At 70.1% G+C, this 22,451-nt stretch carries 22 protein-coding genes and 2 pseudogenes; 8 read left to right on the plus strand and 16 right to left on the minus strand.

The features are described 5' to 3' along the window. Positions 1 to 32: 32 nt before the first annotated feature. Positions 33 to 1,349 carry an adenylosuccinate synthase gene (locus LXX_RS11445; protein ID WP_011186962.1) on the minus strand — a complete coding sequence of 439 codons (1,317 nt, stop codon included), beginning with the start codon at positions 1,347 to 1,349 and terminating at the stop codon, positions 33 to 35. Between the two features lie 242 nt (positions 1,350 to 1,591). Between LXX_RS11445 and LXX_RS11450 the strand changes: the two genes are divergently transcribed. From LXX_RS11450 to LXX_RS11465, 4 genes are read left to right on the plus strand one after another with little or no spacing between them, the layout of a single operon-like run. Next, complete coding sequence (locus tag LXX_RS11450; protein WP_041767880.1) at positions 1,592 to 2,245, plus strand: TetR/AcrR family transcriptional regulator; 654 nt, start codon at positions 1,592 to 1,594, stop codon at positions 2,243 to 2,245. After that, entirely contained in the window at positions 2,242 to 2,958 is a 717-nt protein-coding gene (locus tag LXX_RS11455; RefSeq protein ID WP_041767881.1) for a hypothetical protein, read from the plus strand. The genes LXX_RS11450 and LXX_RS11455 overlap by 4 nt, the downstream gene beginning before the upstream one ends. Next, positions 2,955 to 4,808, plus strand: a complete 1,854-nt coding sequence (locus LXX_RS11460; RefSeq protein ID WP_011186964.1) for a YhgE/Pip family protein — start codon at positions 2,955 to 2,957, stop codon at positions 4,806 to 4,808. Before LXX_RS11455 ends, LXX_RS11460 begins: the two co-directional genes overlap by 4 nt. 46 nt (positions 4,809 to 4,854) lie before the next feature. Further along, entirely contained in the window at positions 4,855 to 5,697 is an 843-nt protein-coding gene (locus LXX_RS11465) for a metallophosphoesterase (protein ID WP_011186965.1), read from the plus strand. Positions 5,698 to 5,800: 103 nt separating this feature from the next. Here the strand turns inward: LXX_RS11465 and LXX_RS11470 are convergent, their stop codons facing one another. Further along, on the minus strand, positions 5,801 to 6,457 hold the full coding sequence (locus LXX_RS11470; protein ID WP_011186966.1) for a TrmH family RNA methyltransferase: 657 nt from the start codon (positions 6,455 to 6,457) through the stop codon (positions 5,801 to 5,803). A gap of 134 nt (positions 6,458 to 6,591) precedes the next feature. Between LXX_RS11470 and LXX_RS11475 the strand changes: the two genes are divergently transcribed. Genes LXX_RS11475 through LXX_RS16330 form a run of 3 tightly spaced genes read left to right on the plus strand, consistent with a single transcriptional unit; the run spans position 6,592 to position 7,964 of the window. Then, complete coding sequence (locus tag LXX_RS11475; protein WP_041767883.1) at positions 6,592 to 7,389, plus strand: HAD-IIA family hydrolase; 798 nt, start codon at positions 6,592 to 6,594, stop codon at positions 7,387 to 7,389. A 25-nt stretch (positions 7,390 to 7,414) separates the two neighbouring features. Then, on the plus strand, positions 7,415 to 7,690 hold the full coding sequence (locus tag LXX_RS16325) for a DUF4303 domain-containing protein (protein WP_256030823.1): 276 nt from the start codon (positions 7,415 to 7,417) through the stop codon (positions 7,688 to 7,690). Between the two features lie 13 nt (positions 7,691 to 7,703). Further along, entirely contained in the window at positions 7,704 to 7,964 is a 261-nt protein-coding gene (locus LXX_RS16330) for a DUF4303 domain-containing protein (RefSeq protein ID WP_262967456.1), read from the plus strand. A gap of 10 nt (positions 7,965 to 7,974) precedes the next feature. On the opposite strand, the gene LXX_RS12980 is transcribed toward LXX_RS16330, so the two are convergent. Both LXX_RS12980 and pyrE read right to left on the minus strand, forming a co-directional pair. After that, positions 7,975 to 9,831, minus strand: a complete 1,857-nt coding sequence (locus tag LXX_RS12980; RefSeq protein WP_050737953.1) for a hypothetical protein — start codon at positions 9,829 to 9,831, stop codon at positions 7,975 to 7,977. After that, entirely contained in the window at positions 9,828 to 10,376 is a 549-nt protein-coding gene (gene pyrE, locus LXX_RS11495) for an orotate phosphoribosyltransferase (RefSeq protein ID WP_011186969.1), read from the minus strand. The genes LXX_RS12980 and pyrE overlap by 4 nt, the downstream gene beginning before the upstream one ends. 112 nt (positions 10,377 to 10,488) lie before the next feature. Between pyrE and LXX_RS11500 the strand changes: the two genes are divergently transcribed. Then, on the plus strand, positions 10,489 to 11,331 hold the full coding sequence (locus LXX_RS11500; RefSeq protein ID WP_011186970.1) for an exodeoxyribonuclease III: 843 nt from the start codon (positions 10,489 to 10,491) through the stop codon (positions 11,329 to 11,331). A gap of 369 nt (positions 11,332 to 11,700) precedes the next feature. Here the strand turns inward: LXX_RS11500 and LXX_RS13825 are convergent, their stop codons facing one another. From LXX_RS13825 to LXX_RS11550, 12 genes and pseudogenes are all read right to left on the minus strand, one after another. Beyond that, the gene (locus LXX_RS13825; RefSeq protein WP_081423166.1) at positions 11,701 to 12,837 is read right to left on the minus strand and encodes a glycoside hydrolase family 3 N-terminal domain-containing protein; all 1,137 of its coding nucleotides are present in this window, start codon (positions 12,835 to 12,837) and stop codon (positions 11,701 to 11,703) included. Positions 12,838 to 12,857: 20 nt separating this feature from the next. Beyond that, positions 12,858 to 13,103 carry a hypothetical protein gene (locus LXX_RS12985; RefSeq protein ID WP_050737955.1) on the minus strand — a complete coding sequence of 82 codons (246 nt, stop codon included), beginning with the start codon at positions 13,101 to 13,103 and terminating at the stop codon, positions 12,858 to 12,860. After that, complete coding sequence (locus tag LXX_RS11515) at positions 13,087 to 14,496, minus strand: glycosyl hydrolase 2 galactose-binding domain-containing protein (RefSeq protein ID WP_041767887.1); 1,410 nt, start codon at positions 14,494 to 14,496, stop codon at positions 13,087 to 13,089. The genes LXX_RS12985 and LXX_RS11515 overlap by 17 nt, the downstream gene beginning before the upstream one ends. Continuing rightward, positions 14,493 to 15,410, minus strand: a complete 918-nt coding sequence (locus LXX_RS11520) for a carbohydrate ABC transporter permease (protein ID WP_011186972.1) — start codon at positions 15,408 to 15,410, stop codon at positions 14,493 to 14,495. Before LXX_RS11520 ends, LXX_RS11515 begins: the two co-directional genes overlap by 4 nt. 56 nt (positions 15,411 to 15,466) lie before the next feature. Next, complete coding sequence (locus LXX_RS12990; RefSeq protein WP_050737956.1) at positions 15,467 to 15,805, minus strand: hypothetical protein; 339 nt, start codon at positions 15,803 to 15,805, stop codon at positions 15,467 to 15,469. Continuing rightward, a complete protein-coding gene (locus LXX_RS11525) occupies positions 15,772 to 16,854 on the minus strand; it encodes an extracellular solute-binding protein (RefSeq protein ID WP_011186974.1) in 1,083 nt (360 codons plus the stop codon). The genes LXX_RS12990 and LXX_RS11525 overlap by 34 nt, the downstream gene beginning before the upstream one ends. A gap of 215 nt (positions 16,855 to 17,069) precedes the next feature. After that, positions 17,070 to 18,416 (minus strand): glycoside hydrolase family 125 protein, encoded by a 1,347-nt coding sequence (locus LXX_RS11530; RefSeq protein WP_218060913.1) that lies wholly within the window; start codon positions 18,414 to 18,416, stop codon positions 17,070 to 17,072. Positions 18,417 to 18,512: 96 nt separating this feature from the next. Continuing rightward, positions 18,513 to 19,130 (minus strand): annotated as a pseudogene (locus LXX_RS11535) (SDR family NAD(P)-dependent oxidoreductase). Next, positions 19,127 to 20,543: pseudogene (locus LXX_RS11540) on the minus strand (DUF6421 family protein). The pseudogenes LXX_RS11535 and LXX_RS11540 overlap by 4 nt, the downstream one beginning before the upstream one ends. A gap of 163 nt (positions 20,544 to 20,706) precedes the next feature. After that, a complete protein-coding gene (locus LXX_RS14570; RefSeq protein WP_155806827.1) occupies positions 20,707 to 20,850 on the minus strand; it encodes a hypothetical protein in 144 nt (47 codons plus the stop codon). Positions 20,851 to 20,856: 6 nt separating this feature from the next. Further along, positions 20,857 to 21,522 (minus strand): hypothetical protein, encoded by a 666-nt coding sequence (locus tag LXX_RS11545; RefSeq protein WP_041767888.1) that lies wholly within the window; start codon positions 21,520 to 21,522, stop codon positions 20,857 to 20,859. Between the two features lie 396 nt (positions 21,523 to 21,918). After that, positions 21,919 to 22,428, minus strand: a complete 510-nt coding sequence (locus LXX_RS11550; protein ID WP_256030821.1) for a carbohydrate ABC transporter permease — start codon at positions 22,426 to 22,428, stop codon at positions 21,919 to 21,921. Positions 22,429 to 22,451 lie beyond the last annotated feature (23 nt).

Below are 22,451 nucleotides of genomic sequence, written 5' to 3' on the forward strand. Positions count from 1 at the left end.
AGACGGGGCGGGGGAGAGTCCGGCGGCGGGGATCAGCGGGAGGCGTCAGCAGGCGAAGGGGCCTCGCCCACGAGGTCGTGACGCACGACGATCTCGTCGCGAGCCGGGCCCACGCCAATCGCCGAGATGCGGGCGCCGGACATGCGCTCCAGGGCGTGTGTGTAGTCCTGCGCGTTCTTCGGGAGATCCTCGAAGCGGCGCGCGCCGCTGATGTCCTCGGTCCAGCCGGGGAACTCCTCGTAGATCGGCTTCGCGTGGTGGAAGTCGCTCTGGGAGGCGGGCACCTCGTCGTGTCGCACGCCGTCCACGTCGTAGGCGACGCAGACCGGGATGCGCTCGATGCCGGTGAGGGTGTCCAGCTTGGTCAGCACGAAATCGGTGACGCCGTTGACGCGCGCGGTGTACCGGGCGATCGGGGCGTCGTACCAGCCGGTGCGGCGCGGCCGGCCGGTGGTGGTGCCGAACTCGAAGCCGCGCTCGCGCAGGAACTCGCCCCACTCGTCGAACAGCTCGGTCGGGAACGGGCCCGACCCAACGCGCGTGGTGTAGGCCTTGACGATGCCGATCACGCGGTCGATGCGGTTCGGGCCGATTCCGGAGCCGGTCGCAGCGCCGCCAGACGTGGAGCTGGAGGAGGTGACAAACGGGTACGTGCCGTGGTCGACATCCAGCATGGTGGCCTGGCCGCCCTCGAACAGCACGTACTTGCCGTCCTCCAAGGCCTGGTGCAGCAGCAGCGAGGAGTCGACCACCATCGGGCGCAGGCGCTCGGCGTAGCTCAGCAGATCGTCAACGATCTCGTCCAAGCCGATGGCGCGGCGGTTGTAGACCTTCACGAGCAGGTGGTTCTTCTGGTCGAGCGCCCCCTCGACCTTCTGGCGCAGAATGTTCTCGTCGAAGAGGTCCTGGATGCGGATGCCGACGCGGTTGATCTTGTCCGCGTAGGTCGGTCCGATGCCGCGGCCCGTCGTGCCGATCTGGCGCTTGCCGAGGAAGCGTTCGGTCACCTTGTCGATCGTGCGGTGATAGTGCGTGATGACGTGCGCGTTGGAGCTGATCTTGAGGCGGGAGACGTCCACGCCGCGGGCGATGAGGCCGTCCAGCTCCTGGAAGAGCACGTCGAGGTCGACCACGACGCCGTTCGCGATGACCGGGGTGACGCCCCCAGTGAGAATGCCCGACGGCAGCAGGTGCAGCGCGTACTTCTCGTCGCCGACGACCACCGTGTGCCCGGCGTTGTTGCCGCCGTTGAACTTGACCACGTAGTCGATGCGGCTGCCGAGGAGGTCGGTGGCTTTCCCTTTGCCTTCGTCGCCCCACTGGGCGCCGATGATCACGATCGCGGGCACTGTTCGTATCCTCTCGGTGGACGGGCGCGCCGCCGCCGGGGCGCGCGGTCGTCACACCCGATCCTATCGCGGGCGGCCGCTGGGCCGTCCCGCGCCGGGCCCGGTGGAGGCGGGCGGCGCGCCGGTGCGGGGAAACCGGCGGCGGGAAGCGGGCTGGGCGGCGTTCGCCGGCCGGGAGTCCCCGGAGAGGACAGCCCGGGGAGAATCTGCACAGCATTGTGCAATATGCTTACGATAGCGCCATGCCGCCCCCCACCCGCACCCCTCGGCGCGACGCCACTGCGAACCGGGAGGCGATCCTCGTGGCCGCAGCGGCGGCGTTCAACGAGGACATCGACGCTTCCCTCGAGACGGTGGCCGCGCACGCCGGGCTCAGCCGTCGCGCTATCTACGGGCACTTCGCCACCCGCGACGAGCTGCTGACCGCGGTGTTCACCCGGGGCGCCGCCAGCCTCGCCGCCCTGCTCGTCCCGGTGTCGCATCCGGATCCCCGGGTCGAGATCGCCCTGTACGGCGCGACGCTCTGGGCCGGGGTCGAGCACATCCGGGTCAGCGCGGCGCTGGCCGTCCGCGGTCCGCACCGGGCCACGGTGGTCGCAGCGCTCGACCCGGCGCGCGAGCGGCTGCGCACGACGGTGCGGCGCGGGATGGCCACGGGCGCAATCCGCGCCGACCTCGATCGCGAGACCATCACCCGGCTGATCGAGAACGCCGCCGTCTCCGTGCTGGACGAGGCCACGCGCACCGGGCTCTCCGATGCCGACGGGCACCGGCTGGTCATGCTGGCCGGACTGTCCGCGGCCGGAGTGGGATGGCAGGCGGCCGGAACGCTGATCGACGAGACCCCCGAGCTGGCCTTCGGGGCTTTGGCCGCCGAGGGGGCGAACAACCGATGAGGGTCGTGCTCGACAGCGTCTCCAAGGGCGCGCGCAACGCGGCCCTCCCGCCCACCTCCCTCACCTTCCAGACCGGCCAGGCCACGCTCGCCCGGGCCGAGACCGAGCAGCGGCCGGCCGTCCTCGGCCTGATCGCCTCCGGGCGGATGCGGCCCGACGCCGGAACGGTCACGATCGACGGGGCGACCGACGCCGCCGCTCTGCGCCGCAGGGTCGCCCTCATCGACGCGACCGACGTGTGCGAGCCGGCCCCGGATGTCACCGTCGCCGGGATCGCGGCGGAGGAGCTCATGTTCGCCGGGCGACCGTCCTCCCCCCTCGCCGTCAACCGGCGACTGGCCGAGCTGGGCGCCTCGGAGTTCGCGCGCTACGCCATCGGGACCGTGCCGCCGACCGCCCGCATCCGGCTGCTCGCCGAGCTGGCGCTGATGCGGAAGAGCGTGGAGGGGCTCGTCATTGTATCCCCCGACCGGCACGGCGGCGACCCGGTCGAGTGGTGGCGGTTCGCCCGCGAGCTCGCCGGACGCAGCATCGCGGTGCTCATCGTCGCGGGCGACGCCTCCGCCGCCGCCATCGCGGCGGAGTCCCTGGTCTCCCGCCTGGACGAGATCGGAGGCCCCCGAACCTTCGACGAAGACCCCGGCCGCGACGACACCGACGCTCTCCCCGATGTGGTCATGACCGAACCCGAACAGGCCGAGGAGCGCGCGTGAAGATCCCGCAGATGATCGCGGCGGAGTTCCGCCGGCTGACCGCCAGCCCGATGGCCATCGTCGCGCTCATCGCACTGATGTGCGTCCCCGTGTTGTACGGGGGCCTGTACTTGTGGGCCAACCAGGACCCGTACGCCCATCTCAACCGGATACCGGCGGCCATTGTCGTGGACGACACCGGCACGACCACCGACGGCAAGAGCGTCAACTACGGCGACCAGGTGGCCGACCAGCTCATCGAGGACGGCGCGTTCCAGTGGCACCGCGTCGCCTCCGGTTCCGCGGCCGCGGGCGTGGACAACTCGAAATACGACTTCAGCGTCACCTTCCCGGCGGGCTTCTCCGAAGCCCTCGCTTCGGCCTCCGGTTCGGGCCCGCACCGCGCGGTGGTCACCCTCACGACAAACGACGCGAACAGCTATCTCGCCTCGACCATCGGCGCCCAGGCCGGAGAGAAGATCCGCACCTCCATCGTCAAGCGGGTGAACGAGGAGGCAGCGCAGCTATTCCTTCTGGGCCTCGCCGATATCCGGTCGAGCCTGGTCACAGCCGCGGACGGCGCGCAGCAGCTGGCCGAGGGCAGCGCCGCCGCGCGATCGGGAGCGGGCGAACTCGCCGACGGGACGGCGCAGGTCGCGACGGGCTCGCACACACTGGCAGAAAGACTGGGCGAACTCACCTCGGGAGCGCAACAGGTCTCCACCGGCGCCGCCCAGGTCGCCGCGGGGAGCAACCAGCTCGCCGCGAAGGCGGCGCAGGCCAGCCGGGCCGCCGCGCAGCTGGCGGCGGACGCCCCCGCCGCCGGACAGCAGCTCATCCAGAAGCTGCAGGACGACGGAGCCGACCCCGCGGTCATCGCCCAGGTTCAGGCCGCCCTCAGCGACATCGACGGCAAGGTGCAGTCGGGCAACGCCCAGATCCAGGAGGCTGTCGGCCCGGTGGGCCAGCTCGCCGACGGCGCCAGCCACGTCGCGTCCGGGGCGGCCGAGGTCGCCGCTGGATCGGCTCAGGCGCAGTCCGGCGCGGCGCAGCTCGCTCTCGGCGCGAACGCCGCAGCCTCGGGCGCCGCCCAGCTCCAGGACGGTCTGACCACCCTGTACGACGGCGCGGCGCACTTGCACGACGGTCTCTCCAGCGGCGTCAGCCAGATCCCGGACGCCTCCCCGGACCTGCAGAAGAAGCAGGCGTCCACCATCGCCGACCCGGTGAACCTGAAGAACGAGTCGATCACCTCCGCCGGAACCTACGGCGCGGGCCTCGCGCCGTTCTTCGTCGCCCTCGCCGGCTGGATCGGCATCTACGCGCTGTTCCTGATCATCAAGCCGGTCTCCCGCCGAGCCATCACCGCACTGCACTCGCCCGTCAAGATAGCCCTCGCCGGCTGGCTGACCCCGGGCCTGCTCGGGGCGGTGCAGATGGTCGGACTGTTCGCGATCGTGTCGGGGGCCCTTGGCTTCGGCATCCAGAACCCGCTCGGGATGTACGGGCTGATGGCCCTCGCCTCCGTCACCTTCGCCGCGATCATCCTCGCGCTGAACGTGTGGCTCGGAAGCGTGGGGCAGTTCCTCGGGCTCGTGCTGATGGTGCTGCAGCTGGTGACGGCGGGCGGGACCTTCCCCTGGCAGACGCTGCCCCGTCCGCTCGCCGCACTGCACCACGTGCTGCCGATGTCGTATGCCGTGGACGGGATCCGTCAGCTGATGTACGGCGGCAACCCGGCGACGGCGTGGGCGGATGCGGGCGTGCTGGCGCTGTGGCTGCTCGTCGCGCTGCTGCTGGCGGCGATCGGGGTGACCCGGATGACGCACTTCCGCACCCTGCGCGATCTGCGGCCCTCGCTGATCGGCTGAGGCGAGGCCGGCGCTGTGTGTCGGCGGCCCAGGCTACACTCGCCTCGTGGCTGCACGCTTACGCATTCTGCACCTCAGCGACACGCACCTGTGCGGCGACGGCCGGCTGCACTACGGGATGGTCGACACGCTCGCCGCCCTCGACCGGGTGCTGGCGCACGCCTCGTCGCTGGACGCTGTGGATATGGTGGCCGCCTCCGGGGATCTCTCCGACGACGGCAGCCCCGCGTCGTACCGGCTGCTGCAGGAGCGGCTCGAACCGTGGGCGGCCGAACGCGGGGCGGTGGTCGCGTACGCGATGGGGAACCACGATCTGCCGGACGCCTTCGAGTCCGTGCTCGGGCCGCGCGAGCGCGCACTCGACGCGAACGGCTTCCGCATCCTCACCGTCGACACCACCGTGCCCTGCGCCGGCTACGGGCGCGTGGACACCGCCCAGCTGGACCGTCTCAGCGAAGCCCTCGCGGAGCCGTCCGAGCACGGGACGGCAATCGTCCTGCACCACCCGCCCGCGCCGCCGACGACCAGGCTCTTCGACACGCTCCGCCTGGTCGACCCCGAGCCGCTGCTCGAGGTGTGCTCAGCCGGAGACGTCCGGCTGATCCTCGCCGGCCACTACCACCACGCGCTCGTGACCGCGGGCGGCGCGCGGCATCCCGATCGTCGTGGCGCCGGCCGTCGCGAACACGACGGACATCCTGTGGCCGCCGCCCGGGGAGCGGGCGGTGCGGAGGTCCGCCTTCGCGCTGGTCGACCTCCCCGCGAACGGACACGCCGGGCGCATGTCGTCGCTGTCCCGGCCGAGGGCGACGGTGAGACCGTCTACGCCCTCGACGCGCAAGCGGTGGCCGGGATCGCCGCCGCCGCGGGCTGGCGGGGCGAAGGCTGATGCGGTTCACTCCCCTTGTGAGGTCTTGTGGCGTCTTGTGGCGACCGGCTGGGCGGCCGAAGCCGACGGTGTGACAGAGCGACCGCTGACCTGACCTGACCGCTTACGCGAATGGGACGTGCTGCACGACCCACGCGTGCATCGCGACAGCGGCCGCCGCTGACGCATTGATCGACCGGGTGGAGCCGAACTGGCTGATCTCCACCACCGTGTCCGCAGCCGCGATCGCCGGCTCGGAGAGCCCCGGGCCCTCCTGCCCGAACAGCAGCACGCACTCCCGCGGCAGCCCCGTCGTCTCGATCCGGACCGAACCGGGAACATTGTCCACCGCCACGATCGGGAGGCCATCCGCGCGCGCCCAGGCGACGAAGGAATCGACATTGTCGTGGTGCCGGAGGTGCTGATAACGGTCTGTGACCATGGCGCCCCGCTTGTTCCAGCGACGCCGGCCGACGATATGCACCGTGTCTGCGGCGAACGCGTTGGCGCTGCGGACGATCGAGCCGATGTTCATGTCGTGCTGCCAGTTCTCGATGGCGACATGGAACGGGTGGCGGCGCTGGTCAAGATCCGCCACGATCGCCTCCATCCGCCAGTAGCGGTAGCGGTCGATCACATTGCGGGTGTCTCCGGTCCGGAGGAGTTCGGGGTCGAAGACGGGGTCCGCGGGCCAGGGGCCGGGCCAGGGGCCGACACCGTGCGCGGTGAGTTCGGGGCTGGGGGTCGCCTGCCCCGGCGCTGCGTGCTCCGAGTTGTCCACCGGTCAAGGGTATCCGCGCTGGACGGCCGCTCACCCCGGCGGCGTTCCCGGAAAGCCCGGACCTGCGGAAAACCCCGCGGCACTGCGCGGGGCAATATGCTGGGTCCATCGGATCTCCATCGAAAGGGGTGCCCGTGACGCGGCGCGACGAGATCGAATGCTGGCTCACTGACATGGACGGCGTGCTTGTCCACGAGAACAAGGCGCTGCCCGGCGCCCCGGCGCTGATTCAGCAGTGGCGGGATCAGGGCACACCGTTCCTGGTGCTCACCAACAACTCGATCTACACCCCGCGCGATCTCGCCGCCCGGCTCCGCGCGTCCGGCCTGGACGTCCCCGAGGAATCCATCTGGACCTCCGCTCTGGCGACCGCCGACTTCCTCCGCCAGCAGAATCCCGGCGGGAGCGTCTACGTCATCGGCGAGGCCGGTCTGACCACGGCGCTGCACGAGGCCGGATTCATCATGACGGAGACGAATCCGGACTACGTGGTCGTCGGCGAGACGCGCAGTTACTCGTTCGACGCCATTACCAAAGCCATCCGCCTCATCGGCAAAGGCGCACGGTTCATCGCGACCAACCCGGACGCGACCGGGCCGAGCGCCGAGGGCCCACTGCCCGCCACCGGCGCGGTCACCGCGATGATCACCAAAGCGACCGGGATGAAACCCTACGTCATCGGCAAGCCCAACCCGATGATGTTCCGCTCCGCACTCAACCGGATCGGCGCGCACTCGGAGAACACCGCGATGATCGGCGACCGGATGGACACCGACGTCGTCGCGGGCATTGAGGCCGGACTCCACACCATCCTGGTGCTCACCGGCATCAGCGACCAAGCGGAGATCGACCTCTATCCGTTCCGCCCGGACGAGATTCTCCCGGGTGTGGACGCCCTCGTCGCACGCGAACCGGTCGAGTCCGAGTTCTGACGCACCACAAGAAAGCAGCACCGCCATGCGGGATGTGACACCCGAGTCGCTCACCCTCGTCCGGATGGCCGTGCGCGAAGCCGCACGGGACGCGTGGAACGCTCTCCGCACCGCGCATCCAGACGACAGCTTCTACTACTTCGGCCTTTGGACGACCCCGCTGGCGCACCGGCCCGCCCCGACGGCCGCCTCGATCGAGGGCCTCGACCGCGCGGTGGCAGAACTGCGCGCGGACGGGGTGGAGCGCCGGCACGACGAGCTGCGCTGGTCGGTCAACGACTCCCCGTATGTACGGCGATGAGCGCTTCCATACGGTGGCCGCACTGTTCGAGGAGTTCGGCTCGCCGTTCGACCGTCCGCCCGCGACCGGCGAGGCCCTCCTCGGCTGCCTCCGCGGAGCGCTCTCCGACCTGGACGCCGAGGGGTGCTTCGGCAGCGGTAAGCAGCGGAACGCCGTGGTGGTCAACCTTAGCTTCCCCGGCGCGGACACTCCCGGCGAGCTGATCGCCCAGGCCCGATCGCTCAACCCCGCGAGCGCACTGGCCCGCTACGAACACGACCTCGGCGGGCGCTGACCGGCCGGGGTCAGCCCGTCGGTCCGGGGCCTGCGACCGACGAGGTCAGCGGCTGCCCGCTGGACCGGCTGGCGAAGCAGTAGTAGGAGCGCTGCCCGGACGCCCACTGGGCCTCGGCGGCCGGGAAGGCGCCCTGAACCTGCAGGTCCGGATAGGAACCCGCCGCCGCGAGGTCGATCACACCCGGCGCCGTGCAAAGCGCATTGATCTGCCCCGCGATCGTGTCGGCTCCCGGGTAGTGCGCGGCGGGGTCGGTTGAAAGGAGGTTGGTGTACAGCAGCTGTGCGGCGTGCGGCGCCGCACAATCCACCACAGTGAAGGTGTCGGCCCAGGGACCGGTGTACGGTTCGATGCACTCGCCGCCGCCGAGAGAATGCCACGGATGCACCCCGGCTCCGGCAGCGGCAGCCACCTTCGGGGTGACGGTCGGTGCTGGCGTCACCGCCGGCACGTCTCCGGTGGGCGGTTGCTTCGCAGACGGAGCGCCGAGCAGCGACGGGATGGCCATCCCGAGCGCGAACAGACCGACGAGCAGGAGGCCGACCGCCAGCGCCCCGGCTGCCCGGAGGAGCGAGCGGGTCTGCCTGCTCGCGGGCGAACGCGGGGGCGAAGGAGAGGTGGGGGCGGCTGGCGCGACATCGGAGCCCTCGGACGGAGCGGCCGGGACAGGCGAGGGGGTCCCGATCGGCGGGGCCGCGGAAGACGCTGCGGCCTCCGGTGCGCAGGCAGCGTTCAGTCTGGCCGTCTCAGCGAGATCGTCCCACGGCTCCAAAGGGGTGGTGAGCGCCTCGAACGGAACCGTCTCCGTCGGCGCAGTGAGCTGCGGTCCTTCCAGAGCTGCGGCCTCCAGCGTCGGGAAAAGGAGGCTACCGCCTGTGGACGCGCGCCGAGGGGCGATGGCCGGATCGGCTTCCGTCCACGGCTGCGCCGCGAGGGCGCCGGGTTCTTCCTCGACGGGAGGGCCAAAGAGCAGCGCGAGGCCGTCATCCGCGTTGTCGCGCTCGGTCTGGTCCGGCTCCGGCGGCCCAGAAAGGCTCTCGTCGCCGGGAACCGCAACCGCTGCGTCCGTGGGACGGAACCCGTCGAACGGGCTCGTCGCCGGCGACAGCAGCCCCCCGAGCGTCGCATCCACCTTCTCCGCGAGCGGCGCCTCCGGCTCTTCGCGCGACCCGGCCGCGGGTTCTGGTTCGCGCCCCGCCGATGGGCGAGGCCTGGTCAGGGACACGAAGAGGTCCGACGGCTCGAAACCAGCAGCCGATGACACCGCGGGAGCCGCCTCCGGAACCGCGCGAGGCTGCGTCTCCGCGGAGACCTGGCCGGCAGCCTCCTCACTCTCCGCCGCGTCCTCGGAAAGCCGCAGATTCCACGCGAACCCGGCCTCAGCCGGCTCCTCCGCCGGTTCCGCCTCGGGTTCCTTAAGAAGGTCTTCGAAGCCGGGGGCGACGAGCGCGGGCGACGCAATCGGCTCCTCAGCGGCATCCGGTCCGACCGGCGCGGTGGGTCCGACCGGCACGGTGGGCTCAACCGGCGCACCCGGCATTTCCTCGACCGCACCCGGAGCGTCCACCGTCGACTCCCCCAGCGGCGGCGTGGCGGCACGCCGCCGCTGGGCGACACCCCGGAGCTCAGCGATATCACGCTGCGCACTGGCACCCCGCAACACGGCAGCACCCGGCGCGGCCTCCTCGCCCGTGTCGCGTCCAGCTGCCCCGGCTCGCGGCGGACTCGGCGTATCCGCCCGGCGTCCACCGGTCAGCTGCGCGAGCAACCACTCCGAACTCCCGAACTCGGGCGCGGCGGGCACACCCGCCTCGCTCTCCGGCTCCTCTCCGGTGTGCGGACGCTCGGGGTCGCGATGGTCGGTCACTCGAGCCCCAGCTCTTTCAGGCCGATGGCAGCGTAGTAGGGGTAGCCCGCGGCTTCGATGGCCTCGCGGGCGCCGGTGTCGCGGTCGACCACGACGCCGACGGCGGCGATCTCAGCACCGGCTCTCTTCAGGGCTTCGATCGCTGTGAGAGGGGAACCTCCGGTGGTGGAGGTGTCTTCGAGCACGATGACACGTTTGCCGGCGAGATCCGGGCCCTCGACCTGCTTGCCGCGGCCGTGGTCTTTGGGCTCCTTGCGCACGACGAAGGCGTCGTAGGACAGCCCGCGCGCAGCGCCCTGGTGCAGGATGGCGGCGGCGACGGGATCGGCCCCCATCGTCATCCCGCCCACCGCGACGACATCCGGGACGCCGGCGATCACCTCGAGCATAACCTGGCCGATCAGCGGTGCGACGCGGTGATCGAGGCTGACCTTGCGCAGATCGACGTAGTAGCTGGCCTTTTTGCCGCTGGTCAGCGCGAAGTCGCCGCGGAAGACGGCTTCGGCTGAGATGTAGTCGATGAGCTGCTGTCGTGGGTCGGTCACACCTGCGATTCTATGGGGCGAACGCAGCCGCATGCAGGGGGTTCGAACGCATCCGGCGCAGGATGCGCCCGGGAGTGAGGAGGACGTCAGCGCTCCCCGCTACGATCAAGGCATGCGTGTCGCCACCTGGAACGTGAATTCCATCCGCACCCGAGTCGCCCGGGTGGTGGACTGGATGGTCCGGGAGGACGTGGATGCGCTGGCCATGCAGGAGATCAAGTGCAAACCCGAGCAGTTCCCGTACGAGGCGTTCGAGAAGGCCGGATACGAGGTCGTGCTGCACGGGCTGAACCAGTGGAACGGGGTGGCGATCGCGTCCCGGCTGCCGATCGACGAGGCCGAGATCGGGTTCCCGGACATGCCCGGCTTTCTGAAGGGCCACGACGGTCCCGGCCTGCCCACGGAGGCGCGCGCGATCGGGGCGACGGTGGAGGGCGTGCGGCTGTGGAGCCTGTACGTCCCGAACGGCCGGGCGCTCGACGACCCGCACTACACCTACAAGCTCGACTGGCTGGCGGCGCTCCTCACGAACGCGCGCAGCTGGCTGGCGGAGGACCCCGAGCTACCGCTCGCGCTCATGGGCGACTGGAACGTCGCCCCCCTGGACTCCGATGTCGGCGACCCGAGCCTGATCCCGGGCGTCTCGACGCACATCTCCCCACCGGAGCGCGCCGCGTTCGCCGCGTTCGAGCAGGCCGGACTGATCGATGTGGTGCGCCCGATCGTTCCCGAGGGGTACACCTACTGGGACTACAAGCAATTGCGTTTCCCGCGCAACGAAGGCATGCGGATCGACTTCGTCCTCGGATCGCGGGCGTTCGCCGACCGGGTCGTGGACGCCAGCATCCACCGCGCTGAGCGCAAGGGCGACGCGCCGAGCGATCACGTCCCCGTGCTGGTCGAGCTCGCGGACGGCCGCCCGGAAGACGCGGACGACCGGCCGATGTTCCGCTGAGAGAGGAGCGTTCCCGGCCCCCGGCGGCCACCCGGGAGAGGACGGGCGGGAGAACGCTCTGTTCGCTCATGCCGTCGAGCAGACGGCTGGCTGGCCATCGTCATGGTTCTGCTCGGAGACCTCGTCGGCAGCCCGCGCCGGTGGTGACACAACTCTGGGCGCGGGTTAAACCACGATGCCGGGCGGCATGGACGCTAGGTTTCCACACTGCCCGTCGTACGCTCAGGGCTATCGTCGGCGGGCTTTTCGGGTTCCCCCTGACGACTCTTGAAGACTACCGGATTTGTCGGTCAAATGGAGGACATTTTTGTACCCCGGCCTACCCCCAATTCGGGGTACATACGAAATGTTCATCAGCCTCTGGTCGTGTCACCGCCCGAGTTCGCGGACAAGCGCGGCCACGAAGTCGTCGATGTCCTGCTCGGTGGTGTCGAAGGAGCACATCCAGCGCACCTCGTTCCGTGCCGCATCCCAGTCGTAGAACCGGAAGCGCTCGCGCAGGCGGTCGGCGACCCCGTCCGGAAGCGTCGCGAACACGCCATTCGCCTGGGTTTTCTGGCTGAAGCCGATGCCCTGAACGCTCCCGTCCGCGATGCCCGCCTCCAGCGCGCCGCGCAGCCGGGCCGCCATCGCGTTCGCGTGGGAAGCGGAGCGCAGGTGCAGATCGTCCGTCAGGAGGGCGATCAGCTGGGCCGAGATGAACCGCATCTTCGACGCCAGCTGCATGTTCAGCTTGCGCAGGTAGAGCAGCCCTTCGGAGGCGTCCGGGTTCAGCACGACGACGGCCTCACCGTAGAGCATCCCGTTCTTGGTCCCCCCGAAGCTCAGATCGACGCCCGCCGTCAGCGCCGCCGCGGCCGCCGCAGCCGGCGACCCCAGCTGCGCGATCAGCCGGTCCACCGCCTTGCCGTCTGCCATCACGACCCCGTCGAAGCCCCACTCTCCGCGCAGTGTGCCGGTGAGCAGACCCGCATCCGCGCAACACGGCACACCGTCGATGTCCTTGTACGCCGCCATCAGCCCGAGCGCACCGGCCTCCACCCCCGCGCGCGCCGCTGGCAGGTGCAGTTCGCGCAGCTCCCGGCGGCCGATCGGCGCGGACTGGCCGTTCCGGCCGCCCATGCCGTCGCCCTGGGCCGCGAAGTGTTTGAGCACCACGCCGACCCCGCTGCCGTCGGCGAGCCGGGTGCGAGCGTTGCCCTGCATCCCGAGCACCACCGCCTCGGTCAGCGCCGCCGCCAGCGCGGGGCTCTCGCCGAAGCACTCCTCGCTGCGGCCCCAGCGCGGGTCGCGCAGCAGGTCCAGCGTGGACACCAACGCCAGGTGTACACCGTCCGCGCGCAGGAGGCCGGAGACCGTGGAGGCCGCCGCGCGCACCAGATCCGGCCGCCAGGCTGCGGCGCTCGCCAGGTTCACCGGCAGCAGCGGCGCACCGAGCGCCTGGTGGCCGTGCGGCGCCTCCTCGACCAGCAACGCGCCCGTGCCGTGCGGGGAGACCGCGCGCACGGCATCCTGGACCAGCCCGGCTACGTGTGCCCTGTCCTCGGGCGGGACACCGTTCTCCCAGCCGCGTCCCGACCAGGATCCGCGCGGAAGAGTCCGTACAGCGCACCGAGCCCCGACCAACGCTCCAGCTCCGCGTGCAAAGTGTCGGTGAGTTCGTAGCCGCCGGGCGTGCGGCGCACGCACTCCCAGCCGTAGAGGCGCTGGTTCAGCTGCCCGATCTTCTCGCGCGTGCTCAGCGCGGCCAGCAGGTCATCGGCTGCGGTCATAGAAGAAGTGGTTCCTCCCGATCAGGACCGGCCACCGGAGCCGGTCGGGTTCGACGGCCGCGGCCGTGCGGCGCAGAAAGGTGTGCCTCTCGCCGGGCAGGAGGGTGACCAGGGCGCTGTCGACCGTCGCCGCCGGGGCGAGCCGGTCGGCCAGCAGGCAGAGGTCGCCGACAGCGGTCCGGGCGGTCACGGCGACCGCGGCGAGGAGCGGATCGGCGGGGTCGCGGGACACGGCGACGTCCAGCTCCGGCTGCGGCCAGCGGATGCCGTCGTCGGCGACGAAGGCACGGACCGCGCGGTGGGAGCCGTCCGGGCGGGCGGGGCCGGTGTCCACCACGAGCAGTTCGTCGCGGCGCTCGCCCGGCAGCGTCAGCTCCGGCCCGAGCGGCATCGTCGCGACGCTGCGCGGCGGCACCAGGAACGGCGTCTCCACCCGTGACCGCTCCCCGGAGCCGAACCGCACCCGCCGCGCCACGGTCTCCCCCGACCACACCCGGTCGGTGTCGTTGACGAGGAAGCCCACCCGGCCCCGGCTCCGCTCGGCGCTCCCGCGCAGCGCGACCTCGACGTCGTGCAGCACCGGCTCGCCGTGGCCGCGCGGCCACCAGAGCGCGGGACGCACGACCGGCAGCTCGATGCGCGTCTGGCCGGGCGCGACCTCGACCGCCCAGCGCTCGTCGCCGAGCCGGACGTCGAGCGTCCGCGGCGCGGTGTCCGCGGTGTCCGCCGGGTCGACAGTCGCATCGAGCACCAGCGTCCCGGCCGCGAGCCCATCGTCGAGCGTGGTGGTCAGGGCGACCTCCAGCCGGTCGCCCGGCACCTCCACCAGCCGTGCCGGCCGCCAGATCCCGGCGCTGACGAGCGTCGGACCCCAGTCCCAGCCGGCTGGGGAGGCCATCACCCGCAGCCGGTTGTACGGATACGCCCAGTCGTAGGGGAGGTCCTCGCCCGCGGCGGCCCGTTCGCGCATGATCCGCGCGGCCGAGGCGAAACACACGACCAGTTCGGCCTCGCCCGCGCGCAACGCCTCCATCACCTCGAACCGGTGCCGACGGTGCATGTTCTCGGCCCGCCCGACCTCGCTCCCGTCCGCGAGAGCATGTAGCCGGCCAGGGTCGGGAAGACGATCTGCGAGGCGACGGTCAGCCCGCACATGATGAGGCTGTTGCGAAGGTAGAGTGCCATCGGCACCTGCTCGAACACGGTCGCGTAGGCGGCGAGCGAGGGCTGGCTCGGCCGCGCCCTTCAGCAAGGCGGACACCTGCCAGAGCAGCGGCCCGACCGTGACGAAGAGCACCGCGATCAGCAGAAGATAGCGGCCGGCCAGCCGTGAGGTGCGGCGGCGGGCGAAGCGGAACGTCGTCGCGGCCCGCGGGGTGGCGGTCGAGATCATTCCTCGTCTCCCTTCGCGCTGGAGAGCTTGTGCGCCGCGACCGCGAGCCCGATCGTCATCACGAACAGGGCGATGGACACGGCCGAGCCGTACCCGGTGTTTCCGGTGACCGGGTCGAGCGCGACATCGCGGATGTAGAAGGGGAGGGTGCGGGCGCCCCCGCCCGGGCCGCCGGTGGAGCCGCCGAGCACATAGATCTCGGTGAAGATGCGCAGCGAACCCGTCCCGGACATGATCGCCACGAGCAGGACGGTCAGCCGCACACTCGGCACCGTGATGCTCACAAAGCGCCGGACCGCCCCGGCGCCGTCCAGCTCGGCCGCCTCGTACAGCTCGCGCGGCACGTTCGCGAGCGCCGCGAGATAGAAGATCATGTACCAGCCGAGCCCCTTCCACACGGTCAACGCGATCGCGCTGAACAGCAGCAGAGTGCTGTCGGAGAGGAACGGGATGGGGCTGGCGATCAGCCCGATCTGACCGAGGAAGGTGTTGATCGGCCCGCGCTCGCTGAGCAGGCTCTGCCACACCAGCGCGAGCGCGACCATCGAGGCGATCACCGGCGTGTAGTACGCCGTGCGGAAGAAGCCGATGCCCGGGAGCCGCTTGACCACCAGCTGCGCGAGGATCAGCGACAGGACCACCAGCAGCGGGACAGCGACGATCGCGTACAGCACGCTGTTGCCCGCCGCCGTCCAGAAGTCGCCGTCGGTCAGCAGCCGCTCGTAGTTCGCGAGTCCCACCCAGCTCCCGCCGCCGCCGAGCGGCTGCGCGTCGGTGAACGAGAGCACGATCGTGTTGAGGAAGGGGAAGACTCCGAACACGGCTGTGACCAGGAGGGTCGGCGCCGTCCACAGCAGCGGCGTCCACCACGTCCGGTACAGCGCCGACCCGCTGCCGGGGGGAGCGACGCTCATGGGGAGCCTCGGTCCCGCTGGGAGCCTCGGCGATCCGCAGCGTCGCGGTCACCGTCTCAGCCCTGGTTCTTCAGGAAGGAGTTGGCCTTGTCCTGCTCATCCTTGAGGGCCTGCGCCGAGTCCTTCTTCCCGCTGATCGCGAGTTGCAGCTGGCCGGCGACCGCGGTGTTGACGGCGTCCGACCAGTTGTAGATGAAGACGTTCTCCGCCTTCTTCGCAAGCTCCACCGAGATCCGGTTGGCCTGGTCGAGCGGGCTGTTCCCGGTGATCTCCGTGAACTTCGGGATGTCCATCGACGCGCTCGTGGACGGAAAGTTGGAGATGCGCGGATCGGAGACGAACTCGGTCTGCTTCTCCGGGCTCAGCAAGAACTGCGCGAACGCGACGGCCGCCACCGGTTCTTGCTGGTGGACGGCACCGCGACGAGCTGGCCGTCCATGAACGCCCGGCCGCCTTTGTCGAGCAGAGGCGCGACGCCGGTCTTCTCGTAGACGCTCTCGTTGGTCTGCTTGACGTAGCGCAGGAAGGACGCGTTCGTCGATCCCCACACCAGGTTTCCGGCCGAGTACAACTTGGGCATATCGGTGTCGGAGGAGAGTGTGTCCTTGGGCAGACCGTCGGCCGCGTACACGTCCCGGTACTGCGTCAGCCACTCCACGATCCGTGGGTCGTCGGCGAAAGTGAATCTGGTCTGCTTCTTGTCCATGACCGCCGCGTCCATCAGCTGCCAGTCGTTCGGGACACGCCAGCGCGGGTTGGCCGCGAACGCGGAGAGCTGCCCCCCGCTGTTCGCCCCGATCTTCTTCGCTGCGGCGAACTGGTCGGCGACCGTCGTCGGCGGCGCGTTGGGGTCGAGTCCGGCCTGCTTCATCAGTTCGGTGTTGTAGGTCTGCAGCCCGGTGAGGCCCCAGTACCAGGGCATGACATAGCTGTCCTTCTCCCCGAGGAAGCTCAGGCTGTCCCAGACCGACGGGATGAACGGCTTCTCGATCCCCGGCTTCGCCTTCGTGAGGTTCAGCAGGAAGCCCTCTTTGTGCAGTGCGAATACCGTGGTCTGGTTGAGGTTGAGCACGTCGGGGAGCTTGCAGCCTTGCGCATCGGTCACGAGCCGCTGGGTGAAGGTCGCGTCGCCGGGGTCGTCCTGCCAGGCGACGTCGACCTTCGGGTACTTCTTCTCGAAGTCGCCGATGAGCTTGGTAAAGTAGCCGCTGAAGTCCTGCTTCAGGTTGGTCGTCTGGAAGACGATCTTCCCGCTCGGCTCACCGCTCAGCGCCTTCCCGCTCGCGGCTTCGGCGCTGATGTCGCAGGCCCCGGCGCGGTTCGTCGAGCCTCCGCCCCCGCCGACGCCGCAGGCGCTGAGGGCGAGGATCAGGGGGAGGGCGAGCAGAGCGCTGCTGCGGAGGGCTCGCCTGCGGCGCTTCGGTTGTTGTTGGCTTAACGTCATTGTCTGGTGCCTTTCGGTCGGGCCGCTCGGCTCCACCGCGGTGCGGCGGTCGGGTGGGCGCTCAGGGGAGGAAGATGTTCCGACCGTCCGCGGGAAAGCGCAGGCACTCGTTGACGGAGAGCGCACGCGTGAAGCGGAACAGGGGGAATATCCTCTCTCAGAGCCTGTGGGGCTAGGCACCCACTTTAGGGGGCAGAGGGAGGATCAGGGAATATTTATTTTGCACGTATTGAAAGACAACCGTGTCTCTCGCTCACCCCGGCGACCTCCATCGCCACCAGGCAGAACATCGAATCCGCCCAGGAGAACCACCCCCGCGTGAACCGCGCCGGCTCATCCACGTCGAAGCTCTCGTGCATCCGCCCCGTGCCCTCCGTCGTCCGTGCCAGCAGTTCACACAGCTCGCGTTTCCGCGCCAGATTCGGCGAGGTCAGCGCGTCCACCGCCATCGCGATCGGCCAGACGTGACGGGGCCAGGTGTGCGGGCTGCCGATGCCGGCCGCCGCCGTCCCGCTCCAGTAGTGGGGGTTGGCCGGCGAAAGGATGTGTGCCCTGGTCCGCAGGTACAGGGGGTCATCGTCGGCGAGGTCCGAGGTCAGCGGCAGGCTGAGCAGGCTGGGGAGGTTGGCGTCGTCCATCGTGAGCGCTCCGCCGAGACCGTCCACCTCGTAGGCGAGCACCGGGCCGCCGTGCTCGTCCGCCTCCACCACACCCCACCGCAGCGTCGCCGCCCACAGCTCCGCTCCGAGCGCTGCCGCCCTGTCCGCTGCCACCCCCTCGCCGAGCAGTTCCGCCAGCTGCCGCAGCGCCTGCGCCGCGAACAGGTTCGCCGGGATGTTGTAGCCGTATTCGCAGGCGTCGTCGCTCGGCCGGAATCCCGACCACGTCATCCCGGTCCGGCCCACGGGCGTCCCGCGGCCGTCGCGCTGAAGGGTGTCCAGCCGGTTGCCGCCCGGGCGGACGAACCGGTACGTGGACGTCTCGTGGTCGCGCTCGCGCTCCAGTGTCTCCACAATCGCGGCGGCAGCCTCCCGGAAGCTCCCGGCCAGGATGTCGTGCCGTCCGGTCAGCCGGTACAGCCGGTGCGCCAGCTGGACCGGGAAGCACAGCGAGTCGACCTCGTACTTGCGCTCCCACACCAGAGGGTCGCGGTCCGCGTCGCCGGGGTCGTGGGCGCGCGAGTTCGGCTCCCGGTTGAACGCATTGGCGTATGGGTCGTGCGCGATGAGGGCGAACTGGCGGCGCAGCACACCGGCGATCAGGTCCGCGACCGCGCCGTCCGGGCGTTCCGCTGCGAACGGCAGATACGGCCAGAACTGAGTGGCGGAGTCGCGCAGCCACATCGCCGGGATGTCCCCGGTCACCACGAACACGCTCCCGTCGCCGAGCACCGTGGTCGTGTCGGCGAGCGTGCGGTCGAGGTCCTCCCGCACCAGGCGCGGCACCTCGGAGCCGGGGAAGGCGTCGTCCACCGCTGTCATGATGGGACTCTCGGCGACCTCGCGGAGGGCGGCGGCGATGTCGGGGACGCGGTCAGTTCCTGTGATACTGCTCTGAGTCATCCGGCAGAGCTTAGTGGAGGCCGAGCGCCGTCCGGAAGACGCCGCCTTGATCCGCTTGCGCCACCCGGTTCCGGTCGCACCGCGCGTCGGCCGGCCTCATCCGCCGAGCGCCACCAGCTTCCCGTTGATCGCCCCGGCCTCCGCCGCCCACAGCCCCACGACCTCCTCGCCGAGGCGCTCTTCGAGCCCGGCCAGCGTCTTCACCACGAACACCGTCGCCGCAGACTGAGGCGCCTGCTTGGCGAAGCCCTGGGCGATGGCGCGGGTCCAGGCGTCAGCGGCCGCTTTGGCCGCGACGTAGTTCGCGCCGACCGGGGACGGCGACTCGACCGCGGTCGAGGAGACGATCGCGAGCCGGCCGGCCGGGGAGGCCGCCAGATCGCCGGAGAACACCCGGGTCGTGTTGCGCAGGGTGCGGAACCCGCGCTCCAGGAAGTCCCAGTCCTCGTCGCTCTGGCCCGCGATGCCGCCGCCGCCGCGCCAGCCGCCGACGAGGTGGATCAGCCCGTCGAGCGCGCCGAACTCGCGGTGGATGCGCACCGACAGTTCGGCGACCGCACTCCGGTCGGCGAGGTCGCCGCTCCGGGTGGTGACGCCGGGGACCGCCACGGCCAGCGCCTCCAGCGCCTCCTACCGGGTCCCCACCGCGACCACGGTCGCGCCCGCGACCAGCACGAGCCGGCCGTCGGCCCCGTGGGCCGCCGGGCCGGTCATATCGCGTCCGTCGTGCCGGTGATACCAGCCGTCGACTCGATGACGCCCGCCATCTTCTTGCTCAGCGCCTCGTAGAACATCGAGAGCGGGAACTCATCGTCCAGCACCGCGTCGGTGTAGCCCTTCGGCGGGCCCGCCAGGATCTCGTCCGGGAGCCCGCGCGCGCACTGCGACGCGGGATGCGGCGTCAGCGTCCGGGCGAGCATGTCGTATGCGGCCAGACAGTGCGCGACCTTGGGCCGGTCGATCGAGCGCCAGTACAGCTCGTTGATCCGGTCGCTGAGGGCGACCACGACACCCGGCACCGCGTCCCAGTCGATCGTGAGCCGGGTGTCGGTCCAGTGCAGCGCCTCGTGCTGGTGCAGCCAGGCGAACAGCAGCTGGCCGCCGAGCCCGTCGTAGTTGCGGACACGGCTGCCGGTGATCGCGAACCGGAAGATCCGGTCGAAGATGACCGCGTACTGCACGAGTCGCGCGTGCTCGCGGATCGTCTCGTCCGTGTCCTCCGCCCTCGCGAGCCGCACCGACTCGCGGAAAGCGGTCAGGTCGCAGCGCAGCTCCTCCAGCGAGTAGAGAAAGAACGGCATCCGCTGTTTGATCATGAACGGGTCGAACGGCAGGTCGCCGCGCATGTGGCTGCGGTCGTGGATGAGGTCCCACATCGCGAAGGTATCCTCCGTGAGCCGGGTCGTCCAGCATCCGGGCGGCGTCCTCCGGCAGCTCCAGTTCGACGATCCCGGCCGCGGCGCGCACGAAGCAGCGGTAGCGCGCGGCCTCGCGGTCCTGGAAGATCGCTCCCCAGGTGAAGGCCGGGATCTCGCGCATAGCCACCGTCTCCGGGAACAGCACCGCGGAGTTGGTGTCGTAGCCGGGAGTGAGATCCACGAATCGAAGCGGCACGAACAGCTTGTTGCCGTAGTCGCCGGCTTCCAGCGCCCCAATGAACTCGGGCCAGATGACCTCGACCAGCACAGCCTCGACGAAACGGCTCGGGCTTCCATTCTGCGTGTGCATCGGGAAGACCACCAGGTGGCCCAGCCCATCCAGGCGGTGCTGCTGCGGCTGGAACGCGTTCAGCGAGTCGAGGAAGTCCGGGACGCCGAAGCCGGCGTCGGCCCAGCGCGCGAAGTCCCGCTGCAACGCGGCGAGGTAGGAGGCGTCGTGCGGGAAGTGCGGGGCGAGTTCGCCGATCGCGCCCACGATCGCAGCGGTGTACACGGCGGCGGCCGGGCGTTCGGACTCCCGCTCGATCGAGCCGTCCTTCGCCTGCGTCCCCTGCACTGCGACCGCGGCGTCCTTCAGCCGGAGCCACGCGGGATGCGCGGCCAGCTCCCGCACGGGACGGCCGTCCTCGACGACCTGGGGTTCTCCGGCAATCGCGTTCGGAGCCGCCGGGTGGATGAACCGGGACATGACGAACCTCCCATCGTTGGGGCGCGACCGCTCAGACACGGGCCCATCGCAAGCAGTGGCGTGCGCTCCCAACGAGCCTATCCGTGCGAGGCAGGAGATTGATGCCCCTTTCGGGGTGTTCGTTCTTGAACGCTGGCGTGCGCGCAGGAAACCGGAAATGGGGTCAGGGGACGCTTGCGGTTTCCGCCGGCGCTGTGACCGGCGGCGGAACCGCCGTCTTCGCCGAAGCCGGGTCCAGCGTGAGCAGCCAGCGCAGATAGGCTTCGCTGTCGAGGCCGTACCGCGCAGCCGATGACGTGAGCCTCATGACGGTCTACGGGCTGAGCGGAGGGAGGCTCACCGTGAGTCGTTTCGTCGTTTTCTGGATGAGTGAGACGGTGAGGCAGACCACGACCGCCAGGCTGCCCAGGATGGAAAGGGCCAGTGTGCTCTTCCACAGTCCCTCGAGCAGAGTGACGCTGTGGTAGCCACCCCCGACCGCAACGAAATAGCTGATCGTGAACAGCACGCTGACGAGCACGTTGAGACCGGTCGCGCTCATCGCAAGGGCACGGGAGACGCGACCCGCGCTCGCGGCCGCGGCGACGGCCAGGCACGAGAACATGAGGCAGCTCGCGTACACCCACGTGCATATCGTCACGTTCACGAAGACTCTGAGTGTCAGGCTCTCGCCGCCGAAGGGGGAAGGCGCCTGGCCGATGCCCCAGATCAGGCCTAGTGTCGTCAGCGTCGCTGCCAGTGCGGATGCGATCGCCGCGAAACCGAGGAACCGCCCGTACCGCATCGACGCGACCGTGAGCGAGCCGAGGACGACAAGGCTGAAGGTCCCCAGGATGGAGGCGGTGCCGATAAGCCACCAATCGGCGCCAGCGAAGATCGCGAGGATCGCCCCTCCCGCGGAGATCGAGTACGTGCCGATCATGGTGAACAGCGCCACCCGTTTCACGATCGACAGCTTCTTCTGCGGCGTTCCGGTCATGGGATCCCCTTCCAAGGCGATCTCTCATCGTAGGTGCGTCCGGCCATCGCGTCGGTGCCGTGCGGGTGATCTCCGAGGGCGGAGGGGCGCCGTCCAGTGGCGTCGCGCTCGAATCAGAGCACAATGGTTCAGCCAATGGTTTCGCACTCATTCTCGGTCTGCTTCTGGCGGGTGCAGCAGTGCTACTGATCGGCCTCGCTCTGAGCTAGCCGCTCACGATGACCAAGAATGCCCCCTCATCGTAGACCTCTTGGCCGTCAGCGGCGTCGGCGCTGCCACATGGTCCTCAAGACACGAAAGCCATCGCGGTGCGCACCTGCACTATCCGGGCGGTCAGGCGCTGTCCGCGGCGCCCGGCCGCAGCACTGCGACGGCCGCCCCGAGAACGCGCATCCCTCATCCTTTGATGCCGCTCGTCGCCACGCTCTCCACGATCTGCCTCTGCGCGAAGAAGAACAGGATGAGCACCGGAGCCGAGGCGATCACCGCGCCCGCCAGCACGATCGCGAAGTGCGTCGAGTAAGCGCCCTGCAACTGCGAGAGACCGGGGTGCAACGTCAGATTCTCCGGGCTGAGCAGGACGTAGACCGGCCACAGGAAATCGTTCCAGTTCGACAGGAAGCTCAGCACCGCGAGCGTCGCCAGGACCGGGCGGGCCAGGGGGAGGACGATCCGCAGGAAGATGCGGAGGTCGCCCGCGCCATCGATGCGCGCAGCCTCCTCGATCTCCATCGGCAGGCCGATGAAGAACTGCCGGAGGAAGAAGACGCCGAAGGCGCTGGCAGCGCCCGGAACGGTGATCGCCCAGATCGTGTCGAGCCAGCCCAGGCTCTGCACGATGAGGTAGTTCGGGATGAGGAAGATCACAGGCGGGACGAGCAGCATCGCCACGATCAGCCCGAACACGATTCTCTTGCCCCGGAACTCCA

The organism is Leifsonia xyli subsp. xyli str. CTCB07 (assembly GCF_000007665.1).
Lineage (GTDB): Bacteria > Actinomycetota > Actinomycetes > Actinomycetales > Microbacteriaceae > Leifsonia > Leifsonia xyli_C.